General features: G+C 67.9%; 23 protein-coding genes. 21 read left to right on the top strand and 2 right to left on the bottom strand.

Translation table 11 applies throughout. The annotated features are described in order from the left end of the window. Nucleotides 1-71: 71 nt before the first annotated feature. Entirely contained in the window at nucleotides 72-680 is a 609-nt protein-coding gene (locus tag ASC91_RS15355; protein WP_056198189.1) for a hypothetical protein, read from the top strand. A 6-nt stretch (nucleotides 681-686) separates the two neighbouring features. Here the strand turns inward: ASC91_RS15355 and ASC91_RS15350 are convergent, their stop codons facing one another. Further along, the gene (locus ASC91_RS15350) at nucleotides 687-1,457 is read right to left on the bottom strand and encodes a PP2C family serine/threonine-protein phosphatase (protein ID WP_056198187.1); all 771 of its coding nucleotides are present in this window, start codon (nucleotides 1,455-1,457) and stop codon (nucleotides 687-689) included. Between the two features lie 62 nt (nucleotides 1,458-1,519). Between ASC91_RS15350 and ASC91_RS15345 the strand changes: the two genes are divergently transcribed. Further along, the gene (locus ASC91_RS15345) at nucleotides 1,520-1,723 is read left to right on the top strand and encodes a YdcH family protein (protein ID WP_056198185.1); all 204 of its coding nucleotides are present in this window, start codon (nucleotides 1,520-1,522) and stop codon (nucleotides 1,721-1,723) included. Continuing rightward, nucleotides 1,710-3,761, top strand: a complete 2,052-nt coding sequence (locus ASC91_RS15340) for an ATP-dependent DNA helicase (RefSeq protein WP_082532703.1) — start codon at nucleotides 1,710-1,712, stop codon at nucleotides 3,759-3,761. The genes ASC91_RS15345 and ASC91_RS15340 overlap by 14 nt, the downstream gene beginning before the upstream one ends. A 262-nt stretch (nucleotides 3,762-4,023) precedes the next feature. Here the strand turns inward: ASC91_RS15340 and ASC91_RS15335 are convergent, their stop codons facing one another. Further along, entirely contained in the window at nucleotides 4,024-4,839 is an 816-nt protein-coding gene (locus tag ASC91_RS15335; RefSeq protein ID WP_056198183.1) for an outer membrane protein assembly factor BamD, read from the bottom strand. A 43-nt stretch (nucleotides 4,840-4,882) separates the two neighbouring features. Here ASC91_RS15335 and ASC91_RS15330 point away from each other — a divergent pair, with 43 nt between their 5' ends. The 18 genes from ASC91_RS15330 to ASC91_RS15245 all read left to right on the top strand — a co-directional run bounded on the left by ASC91_RS15330 (nucleotide 4,883) and on the right by ASC91_RS15245 (nucleotide 23,191). Then, nucleotides 4,883-5,881: an RluA family pseudouridine synthase gene (locus tag ASC91_RS15330; RefSeq protein ID WP_056199629.1), complete on the top strand. Its 999-nt coding sequence runs from the start codon at nucleotides 4,883-4,885 to the stop codon at nucleotides 5,879-5,881. 240 nt (nucleotides 5,882-6,121) lie between these two features. After that, nucleotides 6,122-6,874, top strand: coding sequence for an SMC-Scp complex subunit ScpB (scpB, locus tag ASC91_RS15325; protein ID WP_082532776.1), 753 nt, complete (start codon nucleotides 6,122-6,124; stop codon nucleotides 6,872-6,874). Continuing rightward, a complete protein-coding gene (locus tag ASC91_RS15320; RefSeq protein WP_056198180.1) occupies nucleotides 6,871-8,811 on the top strand; it encodes a pseudouridine synthase in 1,941 nt (646 codons plus the stop codon). The genes scpB and ASC91_RS15320 overlap by 4 nt, the downstream gene beginning before the upstream one ends. A gap of 83 nt (nucleotides 8,812-8,894) precedes the next feature. Continuing rightward, nucleotides 8,895-9,323: a nucleoside-diphosphate kinase gene (gene ndk, locus ASC91_RS15315; RefSeq protein WP_056198178.1), complete on the top strand. Its 429-nt coding sequence runs from the start codon at nucleotides 8,895-8,897 to the stop codon at nucleotides 9,321-9,323. A gap of 128 nt (nucleotides 9,324-9,451) precedes the next feature. Continuing rightward, nucleotides 9,452-10,561 carry a 23S rRNA (adenine(2503)-C(2))-methyltransferase RlmN gene (gene rlmN, locus ASC91_RS15310; RefSeq protein ID WP_056198176.1) on the top strand — a complete coding sequence of 370 codons (1,110 nt, stop codon included), beginning with the start codon at nucleotides 9,452-9,454 and terminating at the stop codon, nucleotides 10,559-10,561. A 29-nt stretch (nucleotides 10,562-10,590) separates the two neighbouring features. Next, complete coding sequence (gene pilW, locus ASC91_RS15305) at nucleotides 10,591-11,373, top strand: type IV pilus biogenesis/stability protein PilW (RefSeq protein WP_235531996.1); 783 nt, start codon at nucleotides 10,591-10,593, stop codon at nucleotides 11,371-11,373. A gap of 33 nt (nucleotides 11,374-11,406) precedes the next feature. Further along, a complete protein-coding gene (locus ASC91_RS15300) occupies nucleotides 11,407-12,297 on the top strand; it encodes a RodZ domain-containing protein (RefSeq protein WP_082532775.1) in 891 nt (296 codons plus the stop codon). Beyond that, nucleotides 12,294-13,559 (top strand): flavodoxin-dependent (E)-4-hydroxy-3-methylbut-2-enyl-diphosphate synthase, encoded by a 1,266-nt coding sequence (ispG, locus tag ASC91_RS15295; RefSeq protein WP_157281648.1) that lies wholly within the window; start codon nucleotides 12,294-12,296, stop codon nucleotides 13,557-13,559. The genes ASC91_RS15300 and ispG overlap by 4 nt, the downstream gene beginning before the upstream one ends. Nucleotides 13,560-13,570: 11 nt before the next feature. After that, nucleotides 13,571-14,878, top strand: coding sequence for a histidine--tRNA ligase (hisS, locus tag ASC91_RS15290; RefSeq protein ID WP_056198171.1), 1,308 nt, complete (start codon nucleotides 13,571-13,573; stop codon nucleotides 14,876-14,878). A gap of 37 nt (nucleotides 14,879-14,915) precedes the next feature. Then, entirely contained in the window at nucleotides 14,916-15,587 is a 672-nt protein-coding gene (locus ASC91_RS15285; protein WP_056198169.1) for a tetratricopeptide repeat protein, read from the top strand. Further along, a complete protein-coding gene (bamB, locus tag ASC91_RS15280; RefSeq protein WP_056198167.1) occupies nucleotides 15,584-16,720 on the top strand; it encodes an outer membrane protein assembly factor BamB in 1,137 nt (378 codons plus the stop codon). The genes ASC91_RS15285 and bamB overlap by 4 nt, the downstream gene beginning before the upstream one ends. Then, entirely contained in the window at nucleotides 16,717-18,054 is a 1,338-nt protein-coding gene (gene der, locus ASC91_RS15275; RefSeq protein ID WP_056198165.1) for a ribosome biogenesis GTPase Der, read from the top strand. Before bamB ends, der begins: the two co-directional genes overlap by 4 nt. Nucleotides 18,055-18,136: 82 nt before the next feature. Continuing rightward, nucleotides 18,137-18,379, top strand: a complete 243-nt coding sequence (gene hfq, locus ASC91_RS15270) for an RNA chaperone Hfq (RefSeq protein ID WP_056198163.1) — start codon at nucleotides 18,137-18,139, stop codon at nucleotides 18,377-18,379. Nucleotides 18,380-18,389: 10 nt separating this feature from the next. Next, a complete protein-coding gene (hflX, locus tag ASC91_RS15265) occupies nucleotides 18,390-19,631 on the top strand; it encodes a GTPase HflX (RefSeq protein ID WP_235531995.1) in 1,242 nt (413 codons plus the stop codon). Next, nucleotides 19,628-20,875, top strand: a complete 1,248-nt coding sequence (gene hflK, locus ASC91_RS15260) for an FtsH protease activity modulator HflK (protein ID WP_157281646.1) — start codon at nucleotides 19,628-19,630, stop codon at nucleotides 20,873-20,875. Before hflX ends, hflK begins: the two co-directional genes overlap by 4 nt. Before the next feature lie 15 nt (nucleotides 20,876-20,890). After that, nucleotides 20,891-21,787 carry a protease modulator HflC gene (gene hflC, locus ASC91_RS15255; RefSeq protein ID WP_056198161.1) on the top strand — a complete coding sequence of 299 codons (897 nt, stop codon included), beginning with the start codon at nucleotides 20,891-20,893 and terminating at the stop codon, nucleotides 21,785-21,787. Beyond that, a complete protein-coding gene (locus tag ASC91_RS15250; RefSeq protein ID WP_056198157.1) occupies nucleotides 21,784-21,966 on the top strand; it encodes a DUF2065 domain-containing protein in 183 nt (60 codons plus the stop codon). Before hflC ends, ASC91_RS15250 begins: the two co-directional genes overlap by 4 nt. Nucleotides 21,967-22,027: 61 nt before the next feature. Continuing rightward, nucleotides 22,028-23,191: an ATP phosphoribosyltransferase regulatory subunit gene (locus ASC91_RS15245; protein ID WP_056198155.1), complete on the top strand. Its 1,164-nt coding sequence runs from the start codon at nucleotides 22,028-22,030 to the stop codon at nucleotides 23,189-23,191. Nucleotides 23,192-23,213 lie beyond the last annotated feature (22 nt).

Here is a 23,213-nt window from a genome sequence, read left to right as displayed (position 1 = left end):
CCGGCCTCAGCCCCCTTCGAGGGGGCGCCGCCAGTGGCCCGGCAAAGCCGGTTCCACGGCGGCCGCTTGATGTGGCCGCCGGCTGTCGCGGCGGCCTGCTGGTGGGGCTCTGGCTCGCGGCCGTGGTGGCTTGTGCGGAAGCACCTCAGCCGGCCACGCGTGCCGAGGTCGCTGTCCAGCGCGCCGCCATCGAGCAGCGCTTCGCGCAGGAAAAGCTGGACTGCGAGCAGCGCTTTTCCGTCGCTGCCTGCCTGGATGAGCTGCGTCGGCGCCGCCACGAGGCGTTGGCACCGCTGGTGCGACGGGAAAATGAACTCGCGGCCGAGGAGCGTCGTGCCCGCGCGGCAGCCCAGACCCAGCGCGTGCGCGAACGCGAGCTCGCCGCGTCTCAGGACGAGGGCCAGAAGCGCGAGCGCATCCTCACGGCGCCGCCGCCAGCCCCACCTGCGGTGGCCGCCTCCCGCACGCCCCGCGCGCTCGGCCCGGAAGATGCGGCACGGCGCCGTCAGCAGGCCGAAAACAAGTCCGAGGCCGAGGCGGCCAAGCGCCGCGAACAGGCTGAGGTGCGCGAGAAGCGTCAGCAGCAGCGCATTGCCGAGCACGAGGCCAGACAGAAGGCCAGGGCCAAGCCGCTGGCTGCGCCCCTGCCGTTGCCGGGCGCATCAGCCGCGTCGCGGTAGCGGCCGCTAATCGAGGTTCTCGAGCTTGACGATGGCGACGGACAGGTTGTCGCCGCCGCCCCGGGCGCGCTGGCGCGCCTTGCTCACCAGCAACTCGGCCGCTTCCCGCGGCGGCAGGCTGTAGAGCACGCTGCCCAGCTCCTGGGCGGTGAAGTAGTGCCAGAGCCCGTCGCTGCAGCACATCAACGTGTCGCCGACCTCCAGGTTCTCGAAGCGCTCTGACGTCGACGTCGGATCCTGCACCGTGCCCAGGCAGGCCGTCAGCAGATTGCTCTGCGGATGCGAGCTGGCCTCGGCCTCGGTGAGCTGGCCCTCGTCGACGAGGCGCTGCACATAGGAGTGGTCCATGGAGCGCTTGACCAGGCGCGCGCCGCGGAACCAGTAGATGCGCGAGTCGCCGGAATGGATCCAGTGCACGCAGCGGTCGCTGGTGATGACGAAGCCGGCGATCGTGCTGTGCGGTTCCTCCTCGGCGGAGATGGCCGTCAGCTTGATCATCAGGTGCGCCTCCGCCGTGATCTGGCTCAGCAGCTCGGCAGGCAGCTCATCCTCGGGCGAATAGCGCTCGAACAGCTGGTGCGCCGTCAGGATGACCTGGTCGGCCGCCTTGCGCCCGCCGCTCTTGCCGCCCATGCCGTCTGCCACGATGCCCATCATGCAGCCCGCTATGCGCGGGTGGGCGATGACGGCCACCTGATCCTGCTGATAGGCCCGGTCCCCGCGATGGGTGCCGGTGGCGGCGTTGAGTCGGAAACCGACGGCGGTGGGGGAGGGCATGCCGAAAACTATACTGGTCGGTGAGCTTGTGCCCGCATCGAACCGCCTTCGTAAACCCTTGGATGGATGAACAACTTCACTCGTTGCCCCGGCGGCTCATCGAGCTGCGCATGGAGCATGGCGACCTCGACGCGATGATCGACCGACTGGTCGAACAGTCGCCGGTGGACGAGTTGGCACTGCAGCGGCTGAAGAAGCGCCGCCTGGTTCTGCGCGACATGATTGCCCGGTTGGAGGCCGCCACAGAACCCGATGAACCCGCCTGATCTCGACGACTGGCTCGACGCCCTCGATCAGGCCACCCCTCCCGCCCCGCCCGCTGCTGACGAACTCGAACAGGCCGTTTTGGCCGCTTTCGACCTGGACGGCCCCTTGGCGCGCCTGGACCGGGGCTACAGGCCCCGCGCGCCCCAGTTGGAGATGACCCGTGCCGTCGCCCGGGCGCTCAGCCGCCGCCAGGCCCTGGTCGTCGAAGCGGGTACCGGTGTCGGCAAGACCTTCGCCTACCTCGTCCCGGCCCTGCTGGCGGGTAGCCGTGCCCTCATCAGCACCGCCACCAAGAGCCTGCAGGACCAGCTCTTCCTGCGCGACCTGCCGCGACTGACCAAGGCCTTGAACACGCCGGTGCGCCTGGCGCTGCTGAAGGGGCGCAGCAGCTACCTCTGCCTGCACCGCATGAAGGAGGCGCGCGTGTCCGGCGAGTTCCCGGACCGCCGCACCGCGCTGTCGCTGGCGCGCATCGAGCGCTGGGCCCTGGGCACGACGACGGGCGATTTTGCCGAGATCGACGGCTTGGACGAGCGCTCGCCCATCATCCCCATCGTCAGCTCCAGCCGCGAGAACTGCCTTGGCCAGGAGTGCCCGGACTGGAAGAGCTGCTACGTCGTCAAGGCGCGACGCGAGGCGATGGAGGCCGATGTCGTCGTCGTCAACCACCACCTCTTCTTCGCCGACATGACGCTGCGCGACACCGGCGTGGCCGAGCTGCTGCCCAGCGTCGAGATCGCCATCTTCGACGAGGCCCACCAGCTCGCCGAGGCCGGCGTGCAGTTCCTCGGCACGCTGCTGGGTACGGCCTCGCTGATCGATTTCGCGCGTGATGTGCTGGCCCAGGGCCTGGCCCATGCACGCGGCGTGCACGACTGGCAGGGCCTGCATGCGGGTGTCGAGAAGGCGGCGCGGGAGCTGCGCCTGGCCGCGGCCGGCCCGCTGGCCACCGCCGGCCGCGAGCTGCGCGGCACACTCAAGCTGGGCTGGAAGGAGAGGGCGAACCAGCCCGGTTTCGCCACGGCGCTGGCTGGCGTCGAAGTGGCGACGGCCAAGGCCTTGGAGGCCCTGACCGCCGTGCGCGAGGCCGCGCCCGATTTCGCGCGCCTGTGTGAGCGGGCCCAAGAGTTGCGTGAGTTGGCCAAACAGTTCGCCACCGACCCTGATCCGGGAGACGTGCGCTGGATCGACATCAGCCCGCATGCGGCCCGCCTGGTCGAGTCGCCCCTGGACATCCGCGACGCGATGCAGCAGCAGCTGGAGGGGCCGCCCAAGGCCTGGGTGTTCACCTCGGCCACGCTGGGCGACGACGAAGGATTGACGTGGTTCACCGAGCCCGCTGGCCTGACCGAGGCCGAGGTGCTGCGTGTCGGCAGCCCCTTCGACTATCCGACTCATGCGCGCCTTTACGTGCCGCGCGGTTTCCCAAAGCCCAGTGAGCCCAGCCATCCGCCGAGCGTTGCTCTGCTGGCGTCACGCCTGGCACGGGCGCTAGGCGGTCGCACTTTCGTGCTGACCACGACGTTGCGCAATCTGCAGACCGTGGCCGACGCGCTGCGTGAGCGCTTCGAGGAGGCCGGCGACGCGATCGCCGTGCTGCAGCAGGGCGCTGCCCCCAAGCGTGTGCTGCTGCAGCGCTTCATCGACAACCCGGCGTCGGTCCTGGTCGGCTCGGCCAGCTTCTGGGAAGGCATCGATGTGCCCGGCGACGCACTGCAATGCGTGATCATCGACAAATTGCCCTTCCCGCCGCCCAACGACCCGCTCGTGGAGGCGCGTGTGCAGCGCCTGGAGGCCCAGGGGCGCAATGCCTTCTCGGAATATTTCGTCGCCGAGGCGGCGATTGCGCTCAAGCAGGGCGCCGGGAGGCTGATCCGTACCGAGACCGATCGTGGCCTGCTGGTGGTGTGCGACCCACGCATGGCGGGCATGAACTATGGACGCCGCCTGCGCGCGGCGCTGCCGCCGATGACGGCGGTGGCCAACGAAGCCGAGGCCCTGGCCTGGTTGCAGTTGCTGAATGCAGAACGGGCGTGACGTGACGACCCCTCGCCCAACCTTGCATCGCTGAACGCGAGCAAGTCTGGTCGGTCTTGCAGACCGCGCAGCCGACGGGGCGGCTGCTCTTCGGCAGGCACGCCAAGTCCACAGGACTTGCCGTGTCCGGCCTCAGCCCCCGCGGGGACGGCGATGCTCGCGGCATCGAGCCGCGCGCACATCGCCGGTCGGGCCGGCTTGGGAGCGGCCCGGCGCTCGGCCCGGAATAGAAAACGGGCCTGAGCGGCCCGTCCAATTCAACTTACCAGAGCTGCCACCAGGGCTTCTTGCGGTTGGCGCCGTTGTTGGCGTACTGGCTGTCGGGGAAGTTCTTGTCGAGCACGCGGCGGGCGTCGTCACGCAGCTGGGTCAGGCCGAGCTTGTCATAGCTCTCGCCCATGATGAAAAGGCCTTCCTCGATGCCGGGCGCGTACTGGAACTCGGCCACGGCTGACTGGGCGCGGTTCGCCGCGGCGACGTAGGCCTTGCGGTTGAAGTAGTAGCGCGCCACGTGGATCTCGTAGGCCGCCAGCGTGTTGGTGATGAAGTTGATGCGCGTCGTCGCCTCGGCCGCGTACTTGGACTCGGGGAATTGCTCGACGAGCTGGCGGAAGGCCAGCAGGGCTTCTCGCGAGGCCTGCTGGTCGCGCTCGGACACGTCCTGGTTGGCCAGGCGGCCGAACAGTCCCAAGTCCTCGTTGAAGTTGACGATGCCCTTCATGTACAGGGCGTAGTCCATCGCCGGGCTGGACGGGTTGAGCTTGATGAAGCGGTCCAGCGTGGCAATCGCCTGGGCGCGCTCGCCCGTGCGGTAGTACGCCCAGGCCACATCCAGCGTCGCCTGCTGGCCCATCGTCGTGCCGGCGGCGCGACCTTCGATCTTTTCGAGCGCCTTGATGGCGCGGTCGTAACTGCCGGCGTTCAGGTCGTCCTTGGCGTCTGCATACAATTTGTCCAGCGCCGCCTGGGAGTTCGGATCCTCCTTGGCCGTGGAGCCGCAACCGCTCAAGCCCAGCGCGAACGCCATCAGGACAGTGCCAGCGACGACGCGGGCGGTCTTGAATTTCTCAACAAACATGTCTGAAGTCGACGGCGATGCTGCCGGCTGGTCACAGGGAACAATGGACGCGGAGTATAGGGTGGGGGGTCAGGACGAATTCGAGCCGGGGGTCGAAGAAGCCGGCGACGCTGAACGGCGCACGGCAGATGTCGATGCCGCCGGCCATGGCGAGCGCCTGGACCGCTGGCTGACGACACGGGCGCCGGAGTTCTCGCGCAACCATCTGCAATCCCTGATCGAGCGCGGCTGCGTGACGGTGGACGGCAAGGTGCTGGAGAAGGCCGCCCACAAGCTGCGCGCCGGCCAGCGCGTCGAGATCGAATTGCTGCCGACCGACGAGAGCCGTGCCTTCCGTGCCGAGGCCATGGCGCTGGACTTCGTCTATGAGGACGAGCACATGGCGGTGGTCAACAAGCCTGCCGGCCTGGTCGTGCACCCGGCCGCGGGCAACTGGTCGGGTACGCTGATGAACGGCCTGCTGGCCCATCACGCCGCCGCAGCGACGCTGCCGCGCGGCGGCATCGTGCACCGGCTGGACAAGGACACCAGCGGCGTCATGGTCGTCGGCAAGACGCTGGCGGCCGTCACGGCGCTGATGCGCCAGATTTCAGCGCGCGAGGTGCACCGCGAATACCTGGCTCTGGCCTGGGGGCGTGTCGAGGAGCCTTTCGTCGTCGACCAGGCCATGCGCCGCGACCCGGTGTCGCGCGTCAAGATGTCCATTGCCCCCGCCAACCTCGGCAAGCCGGCGCGCACCGATTTCTTTCCGTTGGGTGTCGGCGAAGTGAATGGCCGGGCCATCAGCGCGGTGCATTGCGTGCTGCACACGGGTCGCACCCACCAGATCCGCGTGCACCTGACGCACAGCGGCCACCCCATGCTGGCGGACGTGCTCTATGGCGGCGCGCCGGCCCTGGGCCTCACGCGCCAGGCCCTGCATGCGGCACGGCTGTCCCTCACCCACCCGACCACCGGCGAACCTCTGGTGCTGACCGCGCCGCTGCCCGCCGACCTGGCCTCCGCCTGGGCCCAGATCGGTGCCGCCGACCTGCCCGGCTGACAGGGCTATACAATGCACCTCGGTTGTCGTGGCAGCCAGCGCGCCAAATGTGCGCGACCCGTGCGGTTAGCAGTTCATCCGCCCGCCCGGTCAACCACCCCGATCGCGTTTCGCTGGAAGGCTGTTGAGCCCCACCGTGACGCCCGGACAGACCCCGTCCGCATTGCCTGCCGAACGCTGTGAGCGCCCAGGCCCGGACGGATTGCCAAGCCAGGCTTGATTGAGGGCGCGATTGCGTTCATGAACACCCAGGATGCCAAGCGCGTCCTCGAGACCGCACTGATCTGTGCTTCGCAGCCGCTGACGCTGCGCGAGCTGCGCAGCCTGTTCGCCGACGAACTCGGCGCCGATACCGTGCGCAGCCTGCTTGACGAGCTGAGCCGCGATTGGGAAGGCAAGGGCGTCGAGCTGGTGGCGCTGGCCTCGGGCTGGCGCTTCCAGAGCCGCCCCGAGCTGCGCGAGTACCTCGACCGGCTGCATCCCGAGAAGCCGCCGCGCTATTCGCGTGCCGTGCTGGAGACGCTGGCCATCATTGCCTACCGCCAGCCTGTTACGCGCGGCGACATCGAGGACATCCGTGGCGTCGTCGTCGCCAGCCAGATCGTCAAGCAGCTTGAGGACCGCGGCTGGATCGAGGCCATCGGCCACCGCGAGACCCCGGGCCGCCCGGCGTTGTACGCGACGACCAAGTCCTTCCTGGACGACCTGGGCCTGGCCAGCCTGGAACAGTTGCCCGCCCTGGACATTGGCGGCGAAGCCCCGCCAGCCTTCGAGGCGCTGCAGGGCCAGCTGCTGGACAACTCAGAAGACGCTGAGTTGCCGGCCGAGGCTTCCGCTGAAACGCTCGCTGAAACGCCCGCCGAAATCCCTGCCGAGCCGCCTGCCGAAGAGATCGTCCCGAGTCTGAGCCTGTTTGGCGACGACGGCACGCCCGCACTTCCCAATCCCGACCCCACCGACCCGCCCCCGCAACCCCAGCCCGAATCCGCATGAACGACGCTGCCGACCAAGACAAGTCCCTGCCTCCCGACGCCGACGCCGAAGCGCCTGCCGCGCCCAAGCGGCGCCGCACGACGGTCAAGGCACCCGCCGAGACCGCACCCGAGGCCGAAGCGCCCGTGGCGGTGAAGCGCACCCGCCGCAAGGCCGCTGAGGCGGTGGTGGAAGAGGCAGCGCCTGCGCCCGAGGCAGCGCCCGCCGACGAGGCGCCTGCGCCGGCCCGCAAGCGCGCGCCGCGCAAGGCTGCCGCCGCTGAGGGGGCGACCGCGCCTGCCGAAGTGCCCATCTTCACGTTGGCGGAAGAGGCGTCGGCCGCTCCGGCTGCGGCGAGTGGTCAGGCGGATGACGAAGGGAATGACGGCGAGGCGGGTGAGGACGGCGAGCGTGGCGGCCGAGGCCGCAACCGTCGCCGCAACCGCAAGGACCGTGCGGAGCGTCAGGACGCCCCGGTCGCGGGCGGGGATGAACTGCCTGGCGCGGTCGTGGCGCCAGAACTCGTCGAGGCCGCGGGGGCGCGCTTCGCCGATGTGCTGTCGGGCAATCTGGACGCCGAATCCGAAGGGCCGGTGGGCGAGCCACCACAACTGCGGCCCGAGGCTGACGAAGCGGTGGAGGAGGGTGCTGAGGGTGAAGCCAAGCGCGTGCTGGCGCCGGATGCCGATGCCCCCAAGCTGCAGAAGGTGCTGGCCCAGGCCGGTATCGGCTCGCGTCGCGACATCGAGGAATGGATCGCCGAGGGCAAGATCGAGGTGAACGGCGAGGTCGCCCACGTCGGCCAGCGCATCTCCTTCGGTGACCGGGTGCGCGTCAATGGCAAGGAGGTGCGCGTGCGCATCTCGCCGCCGAACCCGCGCATCCTGGCCTATCACAAGCCCACAGGCGAGGTCTCGACCTTCAACGACCCGGAAGGCCGCCCGACGGTGTTCCGCTCGCTGCCGCGCGTGCAGGGCCAGAAATGGCAGTCCGTCGGCCGCCTGGACATCAACACCGAAGGCCTGCTGCTGTTCACCAATTCCGGCGAACTGGCCAACCAACTGATGCATCCGCGCTTCGGCGTGGAGCGTGAGTACGCGGCCCGGGTGCTGGGGGCGCTGAGCGACGAGCAGCGCGCCAAGCTGCTCGAAGGCGTCAACGTCGAAGGTCAAGTGGCCTCCTTCAAGAGCATCGAGGACGGTGGCGGCGAAGGCGCCAACCGCTGGTACCGCGTCGTCATCACCGAGGGCCGCAACCGCGAAGTGCGCAAGCTCTTCGAGGCTGTCGGCATGGTCGTCAGCCGCCTGATCCGCATCCGCTACGGCACCGTCGTGCTGCCGCGCGGCTTGAAGCGTGGCGTCTGGGTGGAACTGGGCGACGACGACGTGCGCGTCATCCGCCGCCTGGCCGGTCATACCTCCAACAGTGGCCAGGGCCAGAACTTCGGGCAAGGGCAGGGCAAGGGCCAGCCGCAACAGCAGCAGGGCCAAGGCAACAAGAACGACCGCAACAAGCGCCGCAACGACGAGCGCCACAGCGGCAGTGGCGGCCCGCGCCCGAGCCGCCCGCCCGAGGCGCCGCAGCCGCAGCAAGCGCGTCCGCCGCGCGAGGAGCGCGCCGCGCGCCGTGACGATGAGGAGGATGACGGCTTCATTCCGCATCACGTCAACCCGCTGGAGCAGACCTTCGACCGCCGCCATGCGACGAGCGGCAAGCGCGGCCTGCCTCAGGGCTTTGGCGCCGGTGGCAGCCAGCAGGACAACAGGCAAGGCAAGGGCGGTGGCAACAAGGGTAATGGCCCGCGTGAACCCGATCCGATGCAGACCTCGGTGGGCTATATCGGCGGCGACGCCTTCCTGCGCCGCGGCGGTGGTGGTGGCCGCGGTGGCAAGGGTGGCGGTGGCGGTGGTGGCGGCGGTGGTGGTCGCTCCGGCGGCGGCTACGGCGGACGTCGCTGAAACCGGGCAGGCGATACAACTAGGGTCATCCCTGCCCGCTACAATCACAGGCTTTGTCCAATACAGCCCTTCAGGAGAACTCCATGGCGATCGAAACCACCCTGTCCATCATCAAGCCCGATGCCGTGGCGAAGAACGTCATCGGCCAGATCTACGCCCGTTTTGAAGGCGCCGGCCTGAAGATCGTGGCTGCCAAGATGGTGCACCTGTCGCGCGTCGAAGCCGAGCAGTTCTACGCCGTCCACAAGGCCCGCCCCTTCTTCAACGACCTGGTCAGCTTCATGATCTCCGGCCCGGTCATGATCCAGGCCCTGCAAGGCGAAGGCGCCATCCTGAAGAACCGTGACCTGATGGGCGCCACCGATCCCAAGAAGGCCGAGAAGGGCACCATCCGCGCCGACTTCGCCGACAGCATCGACGCCAACGCCGTGCACGGCTCCGACGCCGCCGAAACGGCCGCTGTCGAAGTGGCCTTCTTCTTCCCCGGCATGAACGTCTACGCCGGTCGCTGATCAAGCCCACCCCTACCGGCTGACGCCGGCCCCTCAAGGGGCACTGCTAGCGGCCTGGCAAAGCCAGTTCCGCTGCAGTCGCTAAGTAGGACACTAGCCGGCGACGGCGGGGCGCTTGGAGGTTTGCAATGGATACGGTCAACCTGCTCGGATTCGATCTTCCAGGCCTGGCCGCCTACTGCGAGCAACTGGGCGAAAAGAAATTCCGTGCGACCCAGCTGTTCCGCTGGGTCCACCAGAAGGGCGCGTCGGACTTCGACCAGATGTCCGACCTCGCCAAGTCCCTGCGCGAGAAGCTCAAGGGCCGTGCCCACATCGCGGCGCTGCCTGTCATTTCCGAACATGTCTCGACGGATGGCACCATCAAGTGGCTGTTCGATGTCGGCGCTGGCAATGCCGTCGAGGCCGTCTTCATCCCTGAGGATGATCGCGGCACGCTGTGCATCTCCAGCCAGGCCGGCTGCGCGGTCGGCTGCCGCTTCTGCTCGACGGGCCATCAGGGCTTCAGCCGCAACCTGACGACCGCCGAGATCACGGCCCAGCTCTGGTTTGCCGAACACAACCTGCGCAAACGCCTCAACACGACGGAGCGGGTGATCTCCAACGTCGTCATGATGGGCATGGGCGAGCCGCTGCAGAACTACGACCAGCTCGTGCCGGCGCTCAAGACCATGCTGGATGACCATGGCTATGGCCTGAGCCGCCGCCGCGTCACCGTGTCGACTTCGGGCGTCGTGCCCATGATCGACCGGATGCGCGAGGATTGCCCGGTGGCCATGGCCGTCAGCCTGCACGCGCCGACCGATCCGCTGCGCGACCAGCTCGTGCCGCTGAACAAGAAATACCCCATCGCCGAGTTGCTGGACGCCTGCAACCGCTACCTCGAGAAGGCGCCGCGCGACTTCATCACCTTCGAGTACTGCATGTTGCAGGAGGTGAACGATTCGCCCGAGCAGGCCTATGAGCTGGTCAGGCTGTTGAGGAACAAGGTCAACTGCAAGATCAACCTGATCCCCTTCAACCCCTTCCCGGCCTCGGGCCTCACGCGCAGCACGAATGCGCGCGTGCAGGCCTTTGCCGAGGTGCTGATCCAGGCAGGTATCGTGACGACGGTGCGCAAGACGCGCGGCGACGACATCGACGCCGCCTGCGGCCAGTTGGCCGGCGAGGTGCAGGACCGCACCCGCGCGCATATCCGCATGGTCAGGGCACCCGTCACGGTGGCCAAATCCACCTGATGCCCCCTGGTGCCACCTTCGAGGAATTGATGAAGCGACTGTTGATCGTTCTGGCCGCCGCCCTCCTTGCTGCCTGCGCCGGTACCACCGCGCCCAGCGCCGACCGCGAGATCAAAACCGACTCGGACCAGACCGACGGCGACCGCCGCGCCGCGATCCGGCTCGAACTGGCCCAGGGCTATTTCTCGCGCGGCCAGTTCAACACGGCCCTGGACGAGCTCAAGATGGCGCTGCAGCTCAAGCCCGACATGCGTGAAGCCGTCAACCTGCGCGGCCTCATCTACGCCGCCATGGGCGAGCACCAGCTTGCTGAGGAGGCCTTCCGCCGCGCCCTGGTCGTCTATCCCAATGATCCCGACACGCTGCACAACTACGGCTGGTTCATGTGCCAGCAGCAGCGCTGGCCGACGGCGGACTCACTGTTCGACCAGGCCCTGGCCCAGTCCACTTATCGCGCGCCGGCCCGCACCCTGCTCGCCAAGGGCGTCTGCGAGGCCCGTTCGGGCCGCATGCTGGTCGCCGAGAAGACGCTGGCGCGCGCCTTCGAGCTGGACCCTGGCAGCCCGGCTGTCGCCATGAATCTGTCCGATGTGCTGTTTCGCAACCGCGAGCTGGAGCGTGCCCGTTTCTATGTGAAGCGTGTCAACAGTCAGCCCGAGCAAGTCAATGCCCAGAGCCTGTGGCTGCAGTTGCGCATCGAGCGCAAGCTCGGCAACAGCGGCACGGTGGACGATCTGGCCATGCAAATGCGCCGCAAATACCCCCAGGCCCCGGAGACCCAGTCCCTGGACGCCGGCCGTTACGACGAATAAGCCGTGACTGCGGCGCACAGCAAGAACGAGACGATGGAACCCACCACCGAGGGACTCGCCAGCCAGGCCGCCACCGCGGGCGCCTGGCTCAGGAACGCGCGCCAGCAGCGCGGCCTGCACATCGCCGCCCTGGCGGTCATGCTCAAGGTGCCGCAGGCCAAGCTCGAGGCCCTGGAGGCCGACCGTTTCGACGAGCTGCCCGACGCCACCTTTGCCCGCGCGCTGGCCACGGCCATGTGCCGGGCGCTCAAGGTGGACCCGGCACCGGTGCTGGCGATGCTGCCGCGCACGCGCGATCGCGAGTTCGACGTGCGCCCCGGGCTCAACCAGCCCTTCCGTGAGCGCGGTGCCGGCCCCATTGATGGCGGCGTGCTGGGCCTGGCGACGAGGCCCGTCATCTGGGGACCGGTGCTGCTGCTGGTCGCCGCGGCAGCCATCTACTGGATCCCAGCGGGCTGGTTGCCCGAACGCGGCGCCAGTGTGGTGGCTCCAGCGGCGTCCGGCACCGTTGTCACGGCGAGCGCGCCGATCGTCGAATTCGTGCCCGCACCCTCCGCCTCCGAACCAGCAACGACGTTGCCAGAACCTGTGGCATCTGCGCCGCTGCAGGTGCGTGATGTTGCACCGCCGCCCGCCGCCATGCCCGCCTCTGCGCCGCCGGTGAAGGCGACGGTCACCGCTTCGCCCGGCAGCGCGCTGCGCGTGACGGCGACGGCCGATACGTGGATCGAGGTTGCCGACGCCAAGGGCCAGCCGCTGCTGTCGCGGGTGCTGCGTGCGGGCGAACAGCAGGAGTTCACGGGCGCCGCGCCCTACAAGCTGCGCATTGGCAATGTGCGCGGCACCCAGGTCGAATGGCGCGGTGCCGCCGTCGACCTGGCGCCGCTAGCCAAGGACAACATCGCTCGACTGGAGTTGAAATGATGAGCGAATGGATCATCCCCGAGGCCGCACCTGCGCCGCGCAGGAGCCGCCAGGCCCGCGTGGTCTGGGGCAGCCGTGTCGTCACGGTCGGCGGTGACGCACCGGTGCGCGTGCAGTCCATGACCAACACCGACACGGTGGACGCGATCGGCACGGCCATTCAGGTCAAGGAGCTGGCCATCGCCGGCTCGGAGATGGTGCGCATCACCGTCAACACGCCCGAGGCGGCGGAGCAGGTGCCCTACATCCGCGAGCAGCTCGATCGCATGGGCATCGACGTGCCGCTGGTGGGCGACTTCCACTACAACGGCCACCGCCTGCTGACCGAGCATCCGGCCATGGCCCAGGCCCTGTCCAAGTACCGCATCAACCCCGGCAATGTGGGCAAGGGCGACAAGAAGGACCGCCAGTTCGCCATGATGGTCGAGGCCGCTGCCAAGTACGACAAGGTCGTGCGCATCGGCGTCAACTGGGGCAGCCTGGACCAGGAGCTGCTCGCGCAGTTCATGGACGAGAACGCCAAGCGTGCCCAGCCCTGGGATGCCAAGCCGGTCATGTACCAGGCTCTCGTCGAATCGGCGCTGACGTCGGCCGCCTATGCCGCCCAGCTGGGTCTGAACCCCGACAACATCATCATCAGCTGCAAGGTCAGCGGCGTGCAGGACCTGATCTCGGTCTACCGCGAGCTGGCCCGCCGCTGCGACTACGCGCTGCACCTGGGCCTGACCGAAGCCGGCATGGGCACCAAGGGCACGGTCGCTTCCTCGGTCGCGCTGGGCATCCTGGCCCAGGAAGGCATCGGCGACACCATCCGCGTCAGCCTCACGCCCCAGCCGGGCGAGTCGCGCACCCAGGAAGTGGTCGTGGCGCTCGAGATCCTGCAGGCCCTGGGCCTGCGCCACTTCAACCCGAGCGTCACCGCCTGCCCGGGCTGCGGCCGCACGACCAGCACGACCTTCCAGGAACTGGCCAAGCAGATCGACGATTTCCTGCGCCTGCAGATGCCGGTCTGGCGCGACAAATACCCCGGCGTCGAGGAGATGAAGGTGGCCGTCATGGGCTGCATCGTCAACGGTCCCGGCGAGAGCAAGCATGCCGACATCGGCATCAGCCTGCCCGGCACCGGCGAGGCCCCGGCGGCGCCCGTCTTCATCGACGGCGAGAAGGCGCTGACCCTGCGCGGCGACAACATTGCGGCCGAGTTCCACGCGCTGGTCGAAAACTACATCGAGAAGCGCTTCGGCGCCACAGCCACGGCCTGAACCCGGATTCCATGAGCGAGACCAAGAAGTTGCAGCCGCTGCAAGCGGTGAAGGGCATGAACGACATCCTGCCGCCGGAATCGGCGCGCTGGGAGTGGCTGGAGGCCAAGATGCGCAGCGTGCTGCAGCGCTATGGCTACCAGAACGTGCGCGTGCCCATCGTCGAGCCCACGGCGCTGTTCGTGCGCGGCATCGGCGAGGTGACCGACATCGTCGAGAAGGAGATGTACGCCTTCGAGGACCGCGCCGACAAGCATGGCCAGGCCGAGCACCTGGCCTTGCGCCCCGAGGGCACGGCGGGCGTTGTGCGCGCCATGGTCGAGCACAGCTATCTGCGCGACAGCCCGCGTCGCCTGTACTACATCGGCCCGATGTTCCGCCGCGAGAAGCCGCAGAAGGGCCGTTACCGCCAGTTCCACCAGATGGGCATCGAGGCGCTCGGTTTTGCCGGTCCGGACGTGGACGCCGAGGTCATCCTGCTGGCCCGCACGCTGTGGCGCGAACTGGGCCTCATCGAAGGCCAGGACGTGACGCTGGAGATCAACTGCCTGGGCCAGCCCGACGAGCGCCGCGCCCACCGCGAGGCCTTGATCAGCTACCTCGAGCAGCACCAGGACGTGCTGGACGAGGAAGCCAAGCGCCGCATGTACGCCAACCCGCTGCGCGTGCTGGACACCAAGAACCCCGCCATGCAGGCCATGGCCGAGGGGGCGCCCCAGTTGCTGGACTTCCTGGGCCCCGAATCCCAAGCCCACTTCGACGGTGTGCGTGCACTGCTGGACTCGGTGGGCCTGGCCTACCGCATCAACCCCCGTCTGGTGCGCGGGCTGGACTACTACAACCTCACCGTGTTCGAGTGGGTCACCGACAAGCTCGGCGCCCAGGGCACGATCTGCGCCGGCGGCCGCTATGACGGCCTGGTGGAGCAGTTGGGCGGCAAGCCCACGCCAGCCGTGGGCTTCGGCATGGGCATGGAGCGCCTGCTGCTGCTGCTGGAGACGCTGGGCCTGCAGTCGCCCACGCTCGTTCCTGACGTCTACGCCGTCGTGCCCGACCCGGCCGAGTTGCTCCGCATCCTGCCCACGCTGGAAGCGCTGCGCGCGGCCGGTGTGGCCGTGCAGATGCACGCCGGTGGCGGCTCGTTCACGTCGCAGTTCAAGAAGGCCGACCGCTCGGGCGCGCGCTTCGTGCTGGTGTTCGGCGCCGACGAACTGGCCCGTGGCGAGGTGAGCGTCAAGCCGCTGCGCGACGGTGGTGAACAGCTCAGCCGGCCGATCGCCGACGTGGCCTCCTGGGCCGCCGATCTCCTCCCCGCATAATCCCGGGCCTCCCGAGACCCTTTCCTGAAGTTTTCCCATGGCTGCCCATCTCGACCTCGAAGAACAAGAACAACTCGAACAACTCAAAGCGTTCTGGAAGCGCTGGGGCAACCTCATCACCTGGGTGCTGACCGCCGTCCTGGCCGCCTTTGCCGCCTGGCAAGGCTGGAACTGGTATCAGCGCGACCAAGCTGCCAAGGCCGCCGCGATGTACGACGAATTCGACCGCGCCCTGGCCGCCCAGGACGTCGACAAGGCCGCCATCGCCGCGGGCGACCTGAAAGCCCGTTACGGCGGCACAGGTTATGCGGCCCAGGCCGGGTTGCAGGTTGCCAAGCTGCAGCTGGACAAGGGCAAGGCCGACGACGCCAAACAGAGCCTGACCTGGGTGGCCGAGCAGGGCGCCGAGGGCGGCCCCTACCGCGACGTGGCCCGCCTGCGCCTGGCCGGCCTGCAGCTCGACGCCAAGGCCTATGACGAGGCCGCCAAGACGCTGGACGCGATCAAGACGACCGAATTCGCCGCCCTGGTGGCCGACCGCCGTGGCGACCTGCTGCTGTTGCAGGACAAGCGCGACGCCGCCAAGGCCGAGTACCAGAAGGCCCTGGCCGGCATGGAGAAGACCCAGGACTACCGCCGCATCGTCGAGGCCAAGCTGGCGACGCTGGGTGTGCCGACCGCCATCGAAGCCGCCGGAGCCGCGCAATGAGGCGGGTTGCCCTGATCTCGCTGCTGGCGGCTTCGCTGACCGGCTGTTCCACGATCAGCTCGACGTGGACCTCCTGGTTCGGCAGCGAGAAGGACAAGCCGGCTGCGCTGGAGACCCTGTCCGGCCCGGCGAGCGGCCGCATCGTCTGGAGCGCCAAGGGCGACAACATCGGCTTCCCGCTCAGCATCGCGACGCCTGGTGACCGCTTCGTCGTCGCCAGCAGCGATGGCAGCGTGCGCGCGCTGGCCGCCGCCGATGGCCGCGAGCTTTGGCGCGGCGATGTGGGCGCCAAGCTGTCGGCCGGGATCGGCAGCGATGGCCGCTTTGCCGCTGTCGTCAACCGCGACAACGAACTGGTCGTGCTGGACAACGGCAAGGTGGCCTGGAAGAAGGCCCTGCCGACGCCCGTCGTCGCTGCGCCCTTGGTGGCTGGCGAGCGTGTCTTCACATTGACGCTGGACCGCCAAGTGCTGGCCTTCGACGTGCTGGATGGCCGCAAGATCTGGGAGCTGAAGCGCCCCGGCGAGCCGCTGACGCTGGCCAAGGCCGGTGTGCTGCTGGCCTACAAGGACACACTGGTGGTTGGCCAAGGCCCGCGCCTGGCCGGTGTCGACCCGGTCAAGGGCCAGTTGCGCTGGGAAGCCAGCGTGGCCACGCCGCGTGGCACGAATGAAGTCGAGCGCCTGGCCGACCTGGTTGGCCCGGCTGTGCGCCAGGGCGAGGTGATCTGCGCGCGCGCTTTCCAGTCCTCGGTGGGTTGCGTGAACGCCGAGCGCGGCAGCGCGCTGTGGAACCGCGTCGTCGGTGGCACCAACGGCATCGGCGCTGACGCCCAGGTCGTCGTCGCCGGCGACGCCTCCGACCGCCTGTCGGCCTGGAAGCTGGCCAACGGCGATCTCGCCTGGTCGGCGGACCAGTTCCAGCGCCGCAAGCTGTCCGAACCCGTGGTGACGGCCAAGCAGGTGCTGATCGGCGACTTCGAGGGCCAGATCCATCTGATCGACCGCGACACCGGCAAGACGCGTTCGCGCCTGGCCACCGACGGCTCGCCGGTCGTCACGATCGCGCTGCAGGGCGACACGGCCCTCGTTGCGACCAAGAGCGGCGGCCTGTTCGCGATCACCGCCGAATGAAACCTGTCATTGCCCTGGTCGGCCGCCCCAATGTGGGCAAGTCGACGCTGTTCAACCGCCTGACCAAGTCGCGCGACGCCATCGTGGCCGACTTCGCCGGCCTGACGCGCGACCGCCACTACGGCGACGGCCGCATGGGCGACCGCGAGTTCATCTGCATCGACACCGGCGGCTTCGAGCCCGACAGCAGCACCGGCATCGTCAAGGAGATGGCCAAGCAGACCAAGCAGGCCGTGGCCGAGGCCGATGCGGTCATCTTCGTCGTCGATATCCGCCTGGGTTTGTCGGCGCACGACAGCGACATTGCGCGCTATCTGCGCAGCGTCAACAAGCGCGTGCATCTGGCCGTCAACAAGGCCGAGGGCATGAGCGAATCGCCTTTGCTGGCCGAGTTCCATGAGCTCGGCATGGGCGAACCGCATCCGATCTCGTCGGCCCATGGCCAGGGCATCCGCAGCCTGCTGGACGCGGTGCTGGAGCCCTTCGAGGACGCCACCGAGGAATTCGGTGCCGGGCCGCAGCAGGACGGCGTCATCCGCCTGGCCGTGGCCGGCCGGCCCAACGTCGGCAAGAGCACGCTGATCAACACCTGGCTGGGCGAAGAGCGCCTGGTCGCCTTCGACATGCCGGGCACGACCCGCGACGCGATCTCGGTCGATTTCGAGCGCAACGGCCAGAAATTCAAGCTCATCGACACGGCCGGCCTGCGCCGCAAGGGCAAGGTCTTCGAGGCCATCGAGAAGTTCTCGGTCGTCAAGACGCTTCAGGCGATTGCCGACGCGCACGTCGTGCTGCTGCTGCTGGACGCGACCCAGGGCGTGACCGACCAGGATGCCCACATCGCCGGCTACATCCTCGACAGCGGCCGTGCGGTGGTGCTTGCGCTCAACAAGTGGGACGCCGTCGACAGCTACCAGCGTGAGACGCTGCAGCGCCAGATCGAGCAGCGTCTGACCTTCCTGAAGTTCGCGCCGATGCACAACATCTCGGCGCTGAAGCGCCAGGGCCTGTCGGCGGTCTGGAATTCGCTGGCCGACGCCTACGCCTCGGCCTACCGCAAGATGACGACGCCGGTGCTGACCCGCCTCATCCAGGAAGCCACGGAGCATCAGCAGCCCAAGCGCTCGGGGGTTTCGCGCCCCAAGATGCGCTATGCCCACCAAGGCGGCCAGAACCCGCCCATCGTCGTCATCCACGGCAATGCGCTGGACGGTGTCACCGAGGTCTACAAGCGCTATCTGGAAGGCCGCATCCGCGCGCACTACAAGCTGGTCGGAACGCCGCTGAAGATCGAGCTGCGTTCTTCGAAGAATCCCTTCGACGAAAAGACCTAGGCTGACCTCTGGAGGGCCTGAGACGCTGTGTTAAGGTCTTACCCGTAGTCCCCCATCCCCCCGAATAACTCGGAGCATACCGATGAGCAACAAAGGCCAACTTTTGCAGGACCCCTTTTTGAACCTGCTCCGCAAAGAGCATGTGCCCGTTTCGATCTACCTCGTGAACGGCATCAAGCTCCAAGGCCACATCGAATCGTTTGACCAGTACGTCGTCCTGCTGCGCAACACTGTGACGCAGATGGTCTACAAGCACGCGATCTCGACTGTCGTGCCGGGCCGTGCGGTCAACTTCCACGCCGGCGACGCTCCCGCGGACGCCTGATCCCCACCCCTTGTCCTCGACCTCTGCCCACGACGCGACGCCGCCCTCCGAGGCGGCGCGCGCCATTCTTGTGGGTGTCGATTTCGGTCGTCACCGCAACGCCCAGGGTTTTGACGAGAGCCTGGATGAACTGGCCCTGCTGGCGGAATCCGCCGGTGACACGCCCGTCGCCAAGGTCATCGCCCGCCGCCCGGCGCCTGACGCCGCCCTGTTCGTCGGCTCCGGCAAGGCCGACGAGATCAAGCTGCTCGTGCTGGCCCACCAGGCCCACACGGTGCTGTTCGATCAGGCCATTTCGCCGGCCCAGCAGCGCAACCTGGAGCGCGTGCTCGGCGTGCCCGTTGCCGACCGCACCGCGCTGATTCTCGAGATCTTTGCCGCCCGTGCGCAAAGCCACGAGGGCAAGCTGCAGGTCGAACTCGCGCGCCTGCAATACCTGGCCACGCGCCTGGTGCGGCGCTGGAGCCACCTGGAGCGCCAGAGTGGTGGCATCGGCATGCGCGGCGGCCCCGGCGAGGCTCAGATCGAGCTGGACCGCCGCATGATCGACGAGCGTATCAAGAAGACCAAGGAACGCCTGAAGCAGGTGCAGCGCCAGCGCGGCACGCAGCGCAAGGCGCGCTCGCGCAATGGCGTCTTCAAGGTTTCGCTGGTCGGCTACACGAACGCCGGCAAGAGCACGCTGTTCAACGCGCTGACCAAGGCGCGCGCCTATGCGGCCAACCAGCTGTTCGCGACGCTGGACACGACGACGCGCTCCCTCTACCTGGAGCAGGCCGCGGCCAGCGTCTCGCTGTCTGACACCGTGGGCTTCATCCGCGACCTGCCGCACAAGCTCGTCGAGGCCTTTCGCGCCACGCTGCAGGAGGCGGCCGACGCCGACCTGCTGCTGCATGTCGTTGATGCCGCCAGCCCGGTGCTGGAGGAACAGATGGCGGAGGTCGAGCGCGTGCTGGCCGAGATTGGTGCGGCCGACGTGCCGCAGATCCTGGTTTACAACAAGCAGGATCTGCTGCCCGGCGATCAGCGCCCGCGCGAGATCGTCGACGCCGTGCTGCGCGCCAATGGCAGTACCGAGCCGACGCCGCGAGTCTTCGTCAGCGCCCTGGATGGCAGCGGCCTTGCCGAGTTGCGCCAGCTGATTGCGACCGCCATGCAGGTCCAGCCCTTGATTCCCGACGAACGGGACCCACGTTTCGACACTGATTCGTCGGATCCCGAAACTTCTTCCTCAGACCCCTCCCAGGCATGAGCAGCACTCCTCACACCACGCCCCGCAGCACCTGGGCCCAGCGTCTGATGACGCCGGTCGCCCGTGCCGCGAGCCGGTTGCTGAACAACGGCCGCAACGACGGCCCGCCCGATCTCGATGAGCTCTGGCGCGAATTCAATCGCAAGCTCTCGGGCATGTTCGGTGGCAAGTCCAGCGGGCCATCCGGCCCCAGCGGCTCCGGTGGCTCGCCCGACATGAAGGGCGCCGGTATTGGCCTGAGCCTCATCGCCGGCGTTGTCGTTTTGGGCTGGCTGGCCAGCGGCTTCTTCATCGTGCAGGAAGGCCAACAGGGCGTCATCACTTCCTTCGGCAAGTACAGCAAGACGGTCGAAGCTGGTTTCCAGTGGCGCCTGCCCTATCCCTTCCAGGCGCATGAGATCCAGCCGGTCTCGCAGCTGCGCCAGGTCGAGGTTGGGCGCAGTTCGGTCGTCGCCGCCACCGGCCTGCGCGACTCGTCGATGCTGACGCAGGACGAGAACATCGTCGATATCCGCTTCACGGTGCAGTTCACCATCCGTGACCTGCGCGACTTCCTGTTCGAGAACCGTGACCCCGAGCAGGCCGTGCTGCTGGCCGCAGAGTCGGCGGTGCGCGAGATCGTCGGCAAGAGCACGATGGATTCGGTGCTCTATGAGCAGCGCGACGCTATCGCCGCTGACCTGGTCAAGTCCATCCAGGTCCAGCTGGATCGCCTGAAGGCCGGCATTCAGGTCGTCAATGTCAATGTCCAGAGCGTGCAGCCGCCCGAGCAGGTTCAGGCGGCGTTTGACGACGTGCAGAAGGCCAACGCCAACCGCGAGCAGTTGAAGAACGAGGCCCAGGCGTACGCGAACGACAAGATCCCGAGTGCGCGAGGCGATGCCGCCCGGTTGCGCGAGCAGGCCGAGGGCTACAAGGCCCGTGTCATCGCAACGGCCGAGGGCGATGCGGCGCGCTTCAAGAGCGTGCTGACCGAGTACCAGAAGGCGCCCCAGGTCACGCGCGACCGCCTCTACATCGACGCGATGCAGCAGGTCTACACCAACGTCAGCAAGGTGATGGTGGACAGCAAGAGCGGCTCCAACCTGCTCTACCTGCCGCTGGACAAGCTGCTGCAGCAAGGCAGCAGCGGCACCGTGACCGTGTCGGCACCGCAGCCGACCACCGTGCCCGAGCCGCAGACGCTGCCCAGTGCCAACGACCTGCGCAGCCGTGACAACCAGCGCAGCCGCGACGGCCGCTGATCGAGGACCATCCGAATGAACCGTATTGCCGCCATCGTCGCCGGCGCCATCGTCGTCCTGATGCTGCTGTCGTCGATGCTCTTCATCGTCGACCAGCGCCAGTTCGCCGTCATCTATGCGCTCGGCGAGATCAAGGAAGTCGTTACCGAGCCGGGCCTGAAGTTCAAGCTGCCGCCGCCGCTGCAAAACGTCGTGCTGCTGGACCGCCGCGTGCAGACGCTTGACAGCACCGAGTCGCGGCCCGTCTTCACAGCTGAAAAGAAGAGCCTGGTCATCGACTGGCTCATCAAGTGGCGCGTCGCCGAGCCACGCCAGTTCATCCGCAACAGCGGAGCCGACATGCGCAACGTCGAGAACCGCCTGGTGCCTGTCGTGCAGGCGGCCTTCAACGATGAAGTGACCAAGCGCACCGTCATCGCCGTGCTGGCCACCGAGCGCGAGAAGATCATGCAGGACGTGCGCAAACGCCTGGCCGACGAGGCCAAGCAGTTCGGCATCGAGGTCGTTGACGTGCGCATCAAGCGTGTGGACTTCGCGGCCAGCATCACCGAGTCGGTCTACCGCCGCATGGATTCGGAACGCAAGCGCGTGGCCGCCGAGGCCAGGTCCACCGGCTCCGCCGAGGGCGAGCAGATCAAGGCCGATGCTGATCGCCAGCGCGAAATCATCGTTGCCGAGGCCTTCCGTGATGCCCAGCTCATCAAAGGCGAGGGCGACGCCAAGGCCTCTGCCCTGTACGCCGAAGCCTTTGGCCGTGATCCCCAGTTCGCCCAGTTCTACCGCTCGCTGGAGGCTTACCGCGCCAGCTTCAGCAGGAAGAGCGACGTGATGGTGGTCGATCCATCCAGCGACTTCTTCAAGGCCATGCGGGGCTCCGGCGCCGCGGCCGCCGCCGCACCGGCGCGCAAGTGAACGAACTCCTCACCGCGCTCGCGCTGGTGATGGTCATCGAGGGGCTGATGCCCCTGCTCAGCCCGGCGCGCTGGCGCGAGGTCTTCAGCCGCATCCTGGCGATGAGCGATGGGCAGATTCGTTTCATCGGCCTGGCCAGCATCCTGATGGGTGTGTTCGGACTGCTCTGGTTGCGCTGATCTGAAGGCTGGGCCCGGGAGGCACCGGTAGAATGCCGTTTTTAACCGCCTGCCTTCGCCCATGTCCTCTGCTTGGCTGCTGCCCGAGCACATCGCCGATGTCCTGCCTTCGCAGGCGCGCCACATCGAAGAGCTGCGTAGAGAACTGCTCGACATGGCCCGCAGCTACGGCTGCGAGCTCGTCATTCCGCCGCTGCTGGAGCATCTCGACTCGCTGCTTTCCGGCACGGGCAGTGGCTCCGAAATCAAGCTCTTCAAGCTGGTTGACCAGCTCTCGGGCCGGTCGCTTGGCCTGCGTGCCGATACGACGCCCCAGGTCGCCCGCATCGACGCCCACCTGCTGAACCGCCAGGGCGTGACCCGCCTGTGCTACTGCGGGCCCATCGCGCACACGCGGCCGGATGGCCTCAACACCAGCCGCGAGCCCTTGCAGTTCGGTGTCGAGATCTATGGTCATGCCGGCCTGGAAGCCGACCTCGAGGTGCATGAATTGGCCTTGGACGCGCTGCGCCGAGCCGGCTTGAGCGACGTGATGCTGGACCTTGGCGATGCACGCCTGCTGCAAGGCGTGCTGGAAGGCATCAAGCTGGCTCCCGAGACGCTGGAAGCGCTGACGGCGGCGCTGGCCGCCAAGGACCTCTCCGCACTGGCCGCGCTGAGCACGGGCATGCCGGCCGTCACACGCGATGCTTTGCTGGCCTTGCCCAGTCTGTTCGGTGGCCGGGAAGTGCTGGCAGAGGCAGCGCGGCGCCTGCCGGATCACCCGCTCGTCAAGGCGGCCCTGGCCGACCTGGACTGGCTGGCCGGCCATCTGGCTGCTGTTCATCCCGAGGTCAGCCTGGGCTTTGACCTGGCCGACCTGCAGGGCTATGCCTACTACACCGGCATCCGCTTCGCCGCCTATGCCTCGGGCTGCTCCGACGCCGTGCTGCGCGGCGGGCGCTATGACGAGGTCGGCGCCGCCTTCGGCCGCCGCCGCCCGGCCGTCGGCTTCAGTCTGGACCTGAAGACGCTGGTGGCCCTGGTGCCGGCCACGCCTTTGCGCGCCGCCGTGCGCGCACCGTGGGGCGAGGATGCTTCACTGCGCCAGGCTGTACGGGCCTTGCGTGAGCAGGGCGAGACCGTGGTCTGCGTGCTGCCGGGCCATGAGCACGAGGCCGATGAATTCGACTGTGACCGCGAACTGGTTCGCGAGCACACTGACTGGATCGTCCGCGCGCTTTGAGCGCCGGCGGCCCTTCCCAATC

It is taken from the genome of Pelomonas sp. Root1237 (genome assembly GCF_001425055.1).
Taxonomy (GTDB): domain Bacteria; phylum Pseudomonadota; class Gammaproteobacteria; order Burkholderiales; family Burkholderiaceae_C; genus Pelomonas.
This window is presented reverse-complemented; position numbering and strand designations above follow the sequence as displayed.

What these genes read in the sequence shown, in the direction of transcription:
- ASC91_RS15350 (WP_056198187.1), bottom strand. Translation starts at nt 1,457, where the DNA reads ATGCCCTCCCCCACCGCCGTCGGTTTCCGACTCAACGCCGCCACCGGC.
- ASC91_RS15345 (WP_056198185.1), top strand. Translation starts at nt 1,520, where the DNA reads ATGGATGAACAACTTCACTCGTTGCCCCGGCGGCTCATCGAGCTGCGC.
- ASC91_RS15340 (WP_082532703.1), top strand. Translation starts at nt 1,710, where the DNA reads ATGAACCCGCCTGATCTCGACGACTGGCTCGACGCCCTCGATCAGGCC.
- ASC91_RS15335 (WP_056198183.1), bottom strand. Translation starts at nt 4,839, where the DNA reads ATGTTTGTTGAGAAATTCAAGACCGCCCGCGTCGTCGCTGGCACTGTC.
- ASC91_RS15330 (WP_056199629.1), top strand. Translation starts at nt 4,883, where the DNA reads ATGGACGCGGAGTATAGGGTGGGGGGTCAGGACGAATTCGAGCCGGGG.
- scpB (WP_082532776.1), top strand. Translation starts at nt 6,122, where the DNA reads ATGAACACCCAGGATGCCAAGCGCGTCCTCGAGACCGCACTGATCTGT.
- ASC91_RS15320 (WP_056198180.1), top strand. Translation starts at nt 6,871, where the DNA reads ATGAACGACGCTGCCGACCAAGACAAGTCCCTGCCTCCCGACGCCGAC.
- ndk (WP_056198178.1), top strand. Translation starts at nt 8,895, where the DNA reads ATGGCGATCGAAACCACCCTGTCCATCATCAAGCCCGATGCCGTGGCG.
- rlmN (WP_056198176.1), top strand. Translation starts at nt 9,452, where the DNA reads ATGGATACGGTCAACCTGCTCGGATTCGATCTTCCAGGCCTGGCCGCC.
- pilW (WP_235531996.1), top strand. Translation starts at nt 10,591, where the DNA reads ATGAAGCGACTGTTGATCGTTCTGGCCGCCGCCCTCCTTGCTGCCTGC.
- ASC91_RS15300 (WP_082532775.1), top strand. Translation starts at nt 11,407, where the DNA reads ATGGAACCCACCACCGAGGGACTCGCCAGCCAGGCCGCCACCGCGGGC.
- ispG (WP_157281648.1), top strand. Translation starts at nt 12,294, where the DNA reads ATGATGAGCGAATGGATCATCCCCGAGGCCGCACCTGCGCCGCGCAGG.
- hisS (WP_056198171.1), top strand. Translation starts at nt 13,571, where the DNA reads ATGAGCGAGACCAAGAAGTTGCAGCCGCTGCAAGCGGTGAAGGGCATG.
- ASC91_RS15285 (WP_056198169.1), top strand. Translation starts at nt 14,916, where the DNA reads ATGGCTGCCCATCTCGACCTCGAAGAACAAGAACAACTCGAACAACTC.
- bamB (WP_056198167.1), top strand. Translation starts at nt 15,584, where the DNA reads ATGAGGCGGGTTGCCCTGATCTCGCTGCTGGCGGCTTCGCTGACCGGC.
- der (WP_056198165.1), top strand. Translation starts at nt 16,717, where the DNA reads ATGAAACCTGTCATTGCCCTGGTCGGCCGCCCCAATGTGGGCAAGTCG.
- hfq (WP_056198163.1), top strand. Translation starts at nt 18,137, where the DNA reads ATGAGCAACAAAGGCCAACTTTTGCAGGACCCCTTTTTGAACCTGCTC.
- hflK (WP_157281646.1), top strand. Translation starts at nt 19,628, where the DNA reads ATGAGCAGCACTCCTCACACCACGCCCCGCAGCACCTGGGCCCAGCGT.
- hflC (WP_056198161.1), top strand. Translation starts at nt 20,891, where the DNA reads ATGAACCGTATTGCCGCCATCGTCGCCGGCGCCATCGTCGTCCTGATG.
- ASC91_RS15245 (WP_056198155.1), top strand. Translation starts at nt 22,028, where the DNA reads ATGTCCTCTGCTTGGCTGCTGCCCGAGCACATCGCCGATGTCCTGCCT.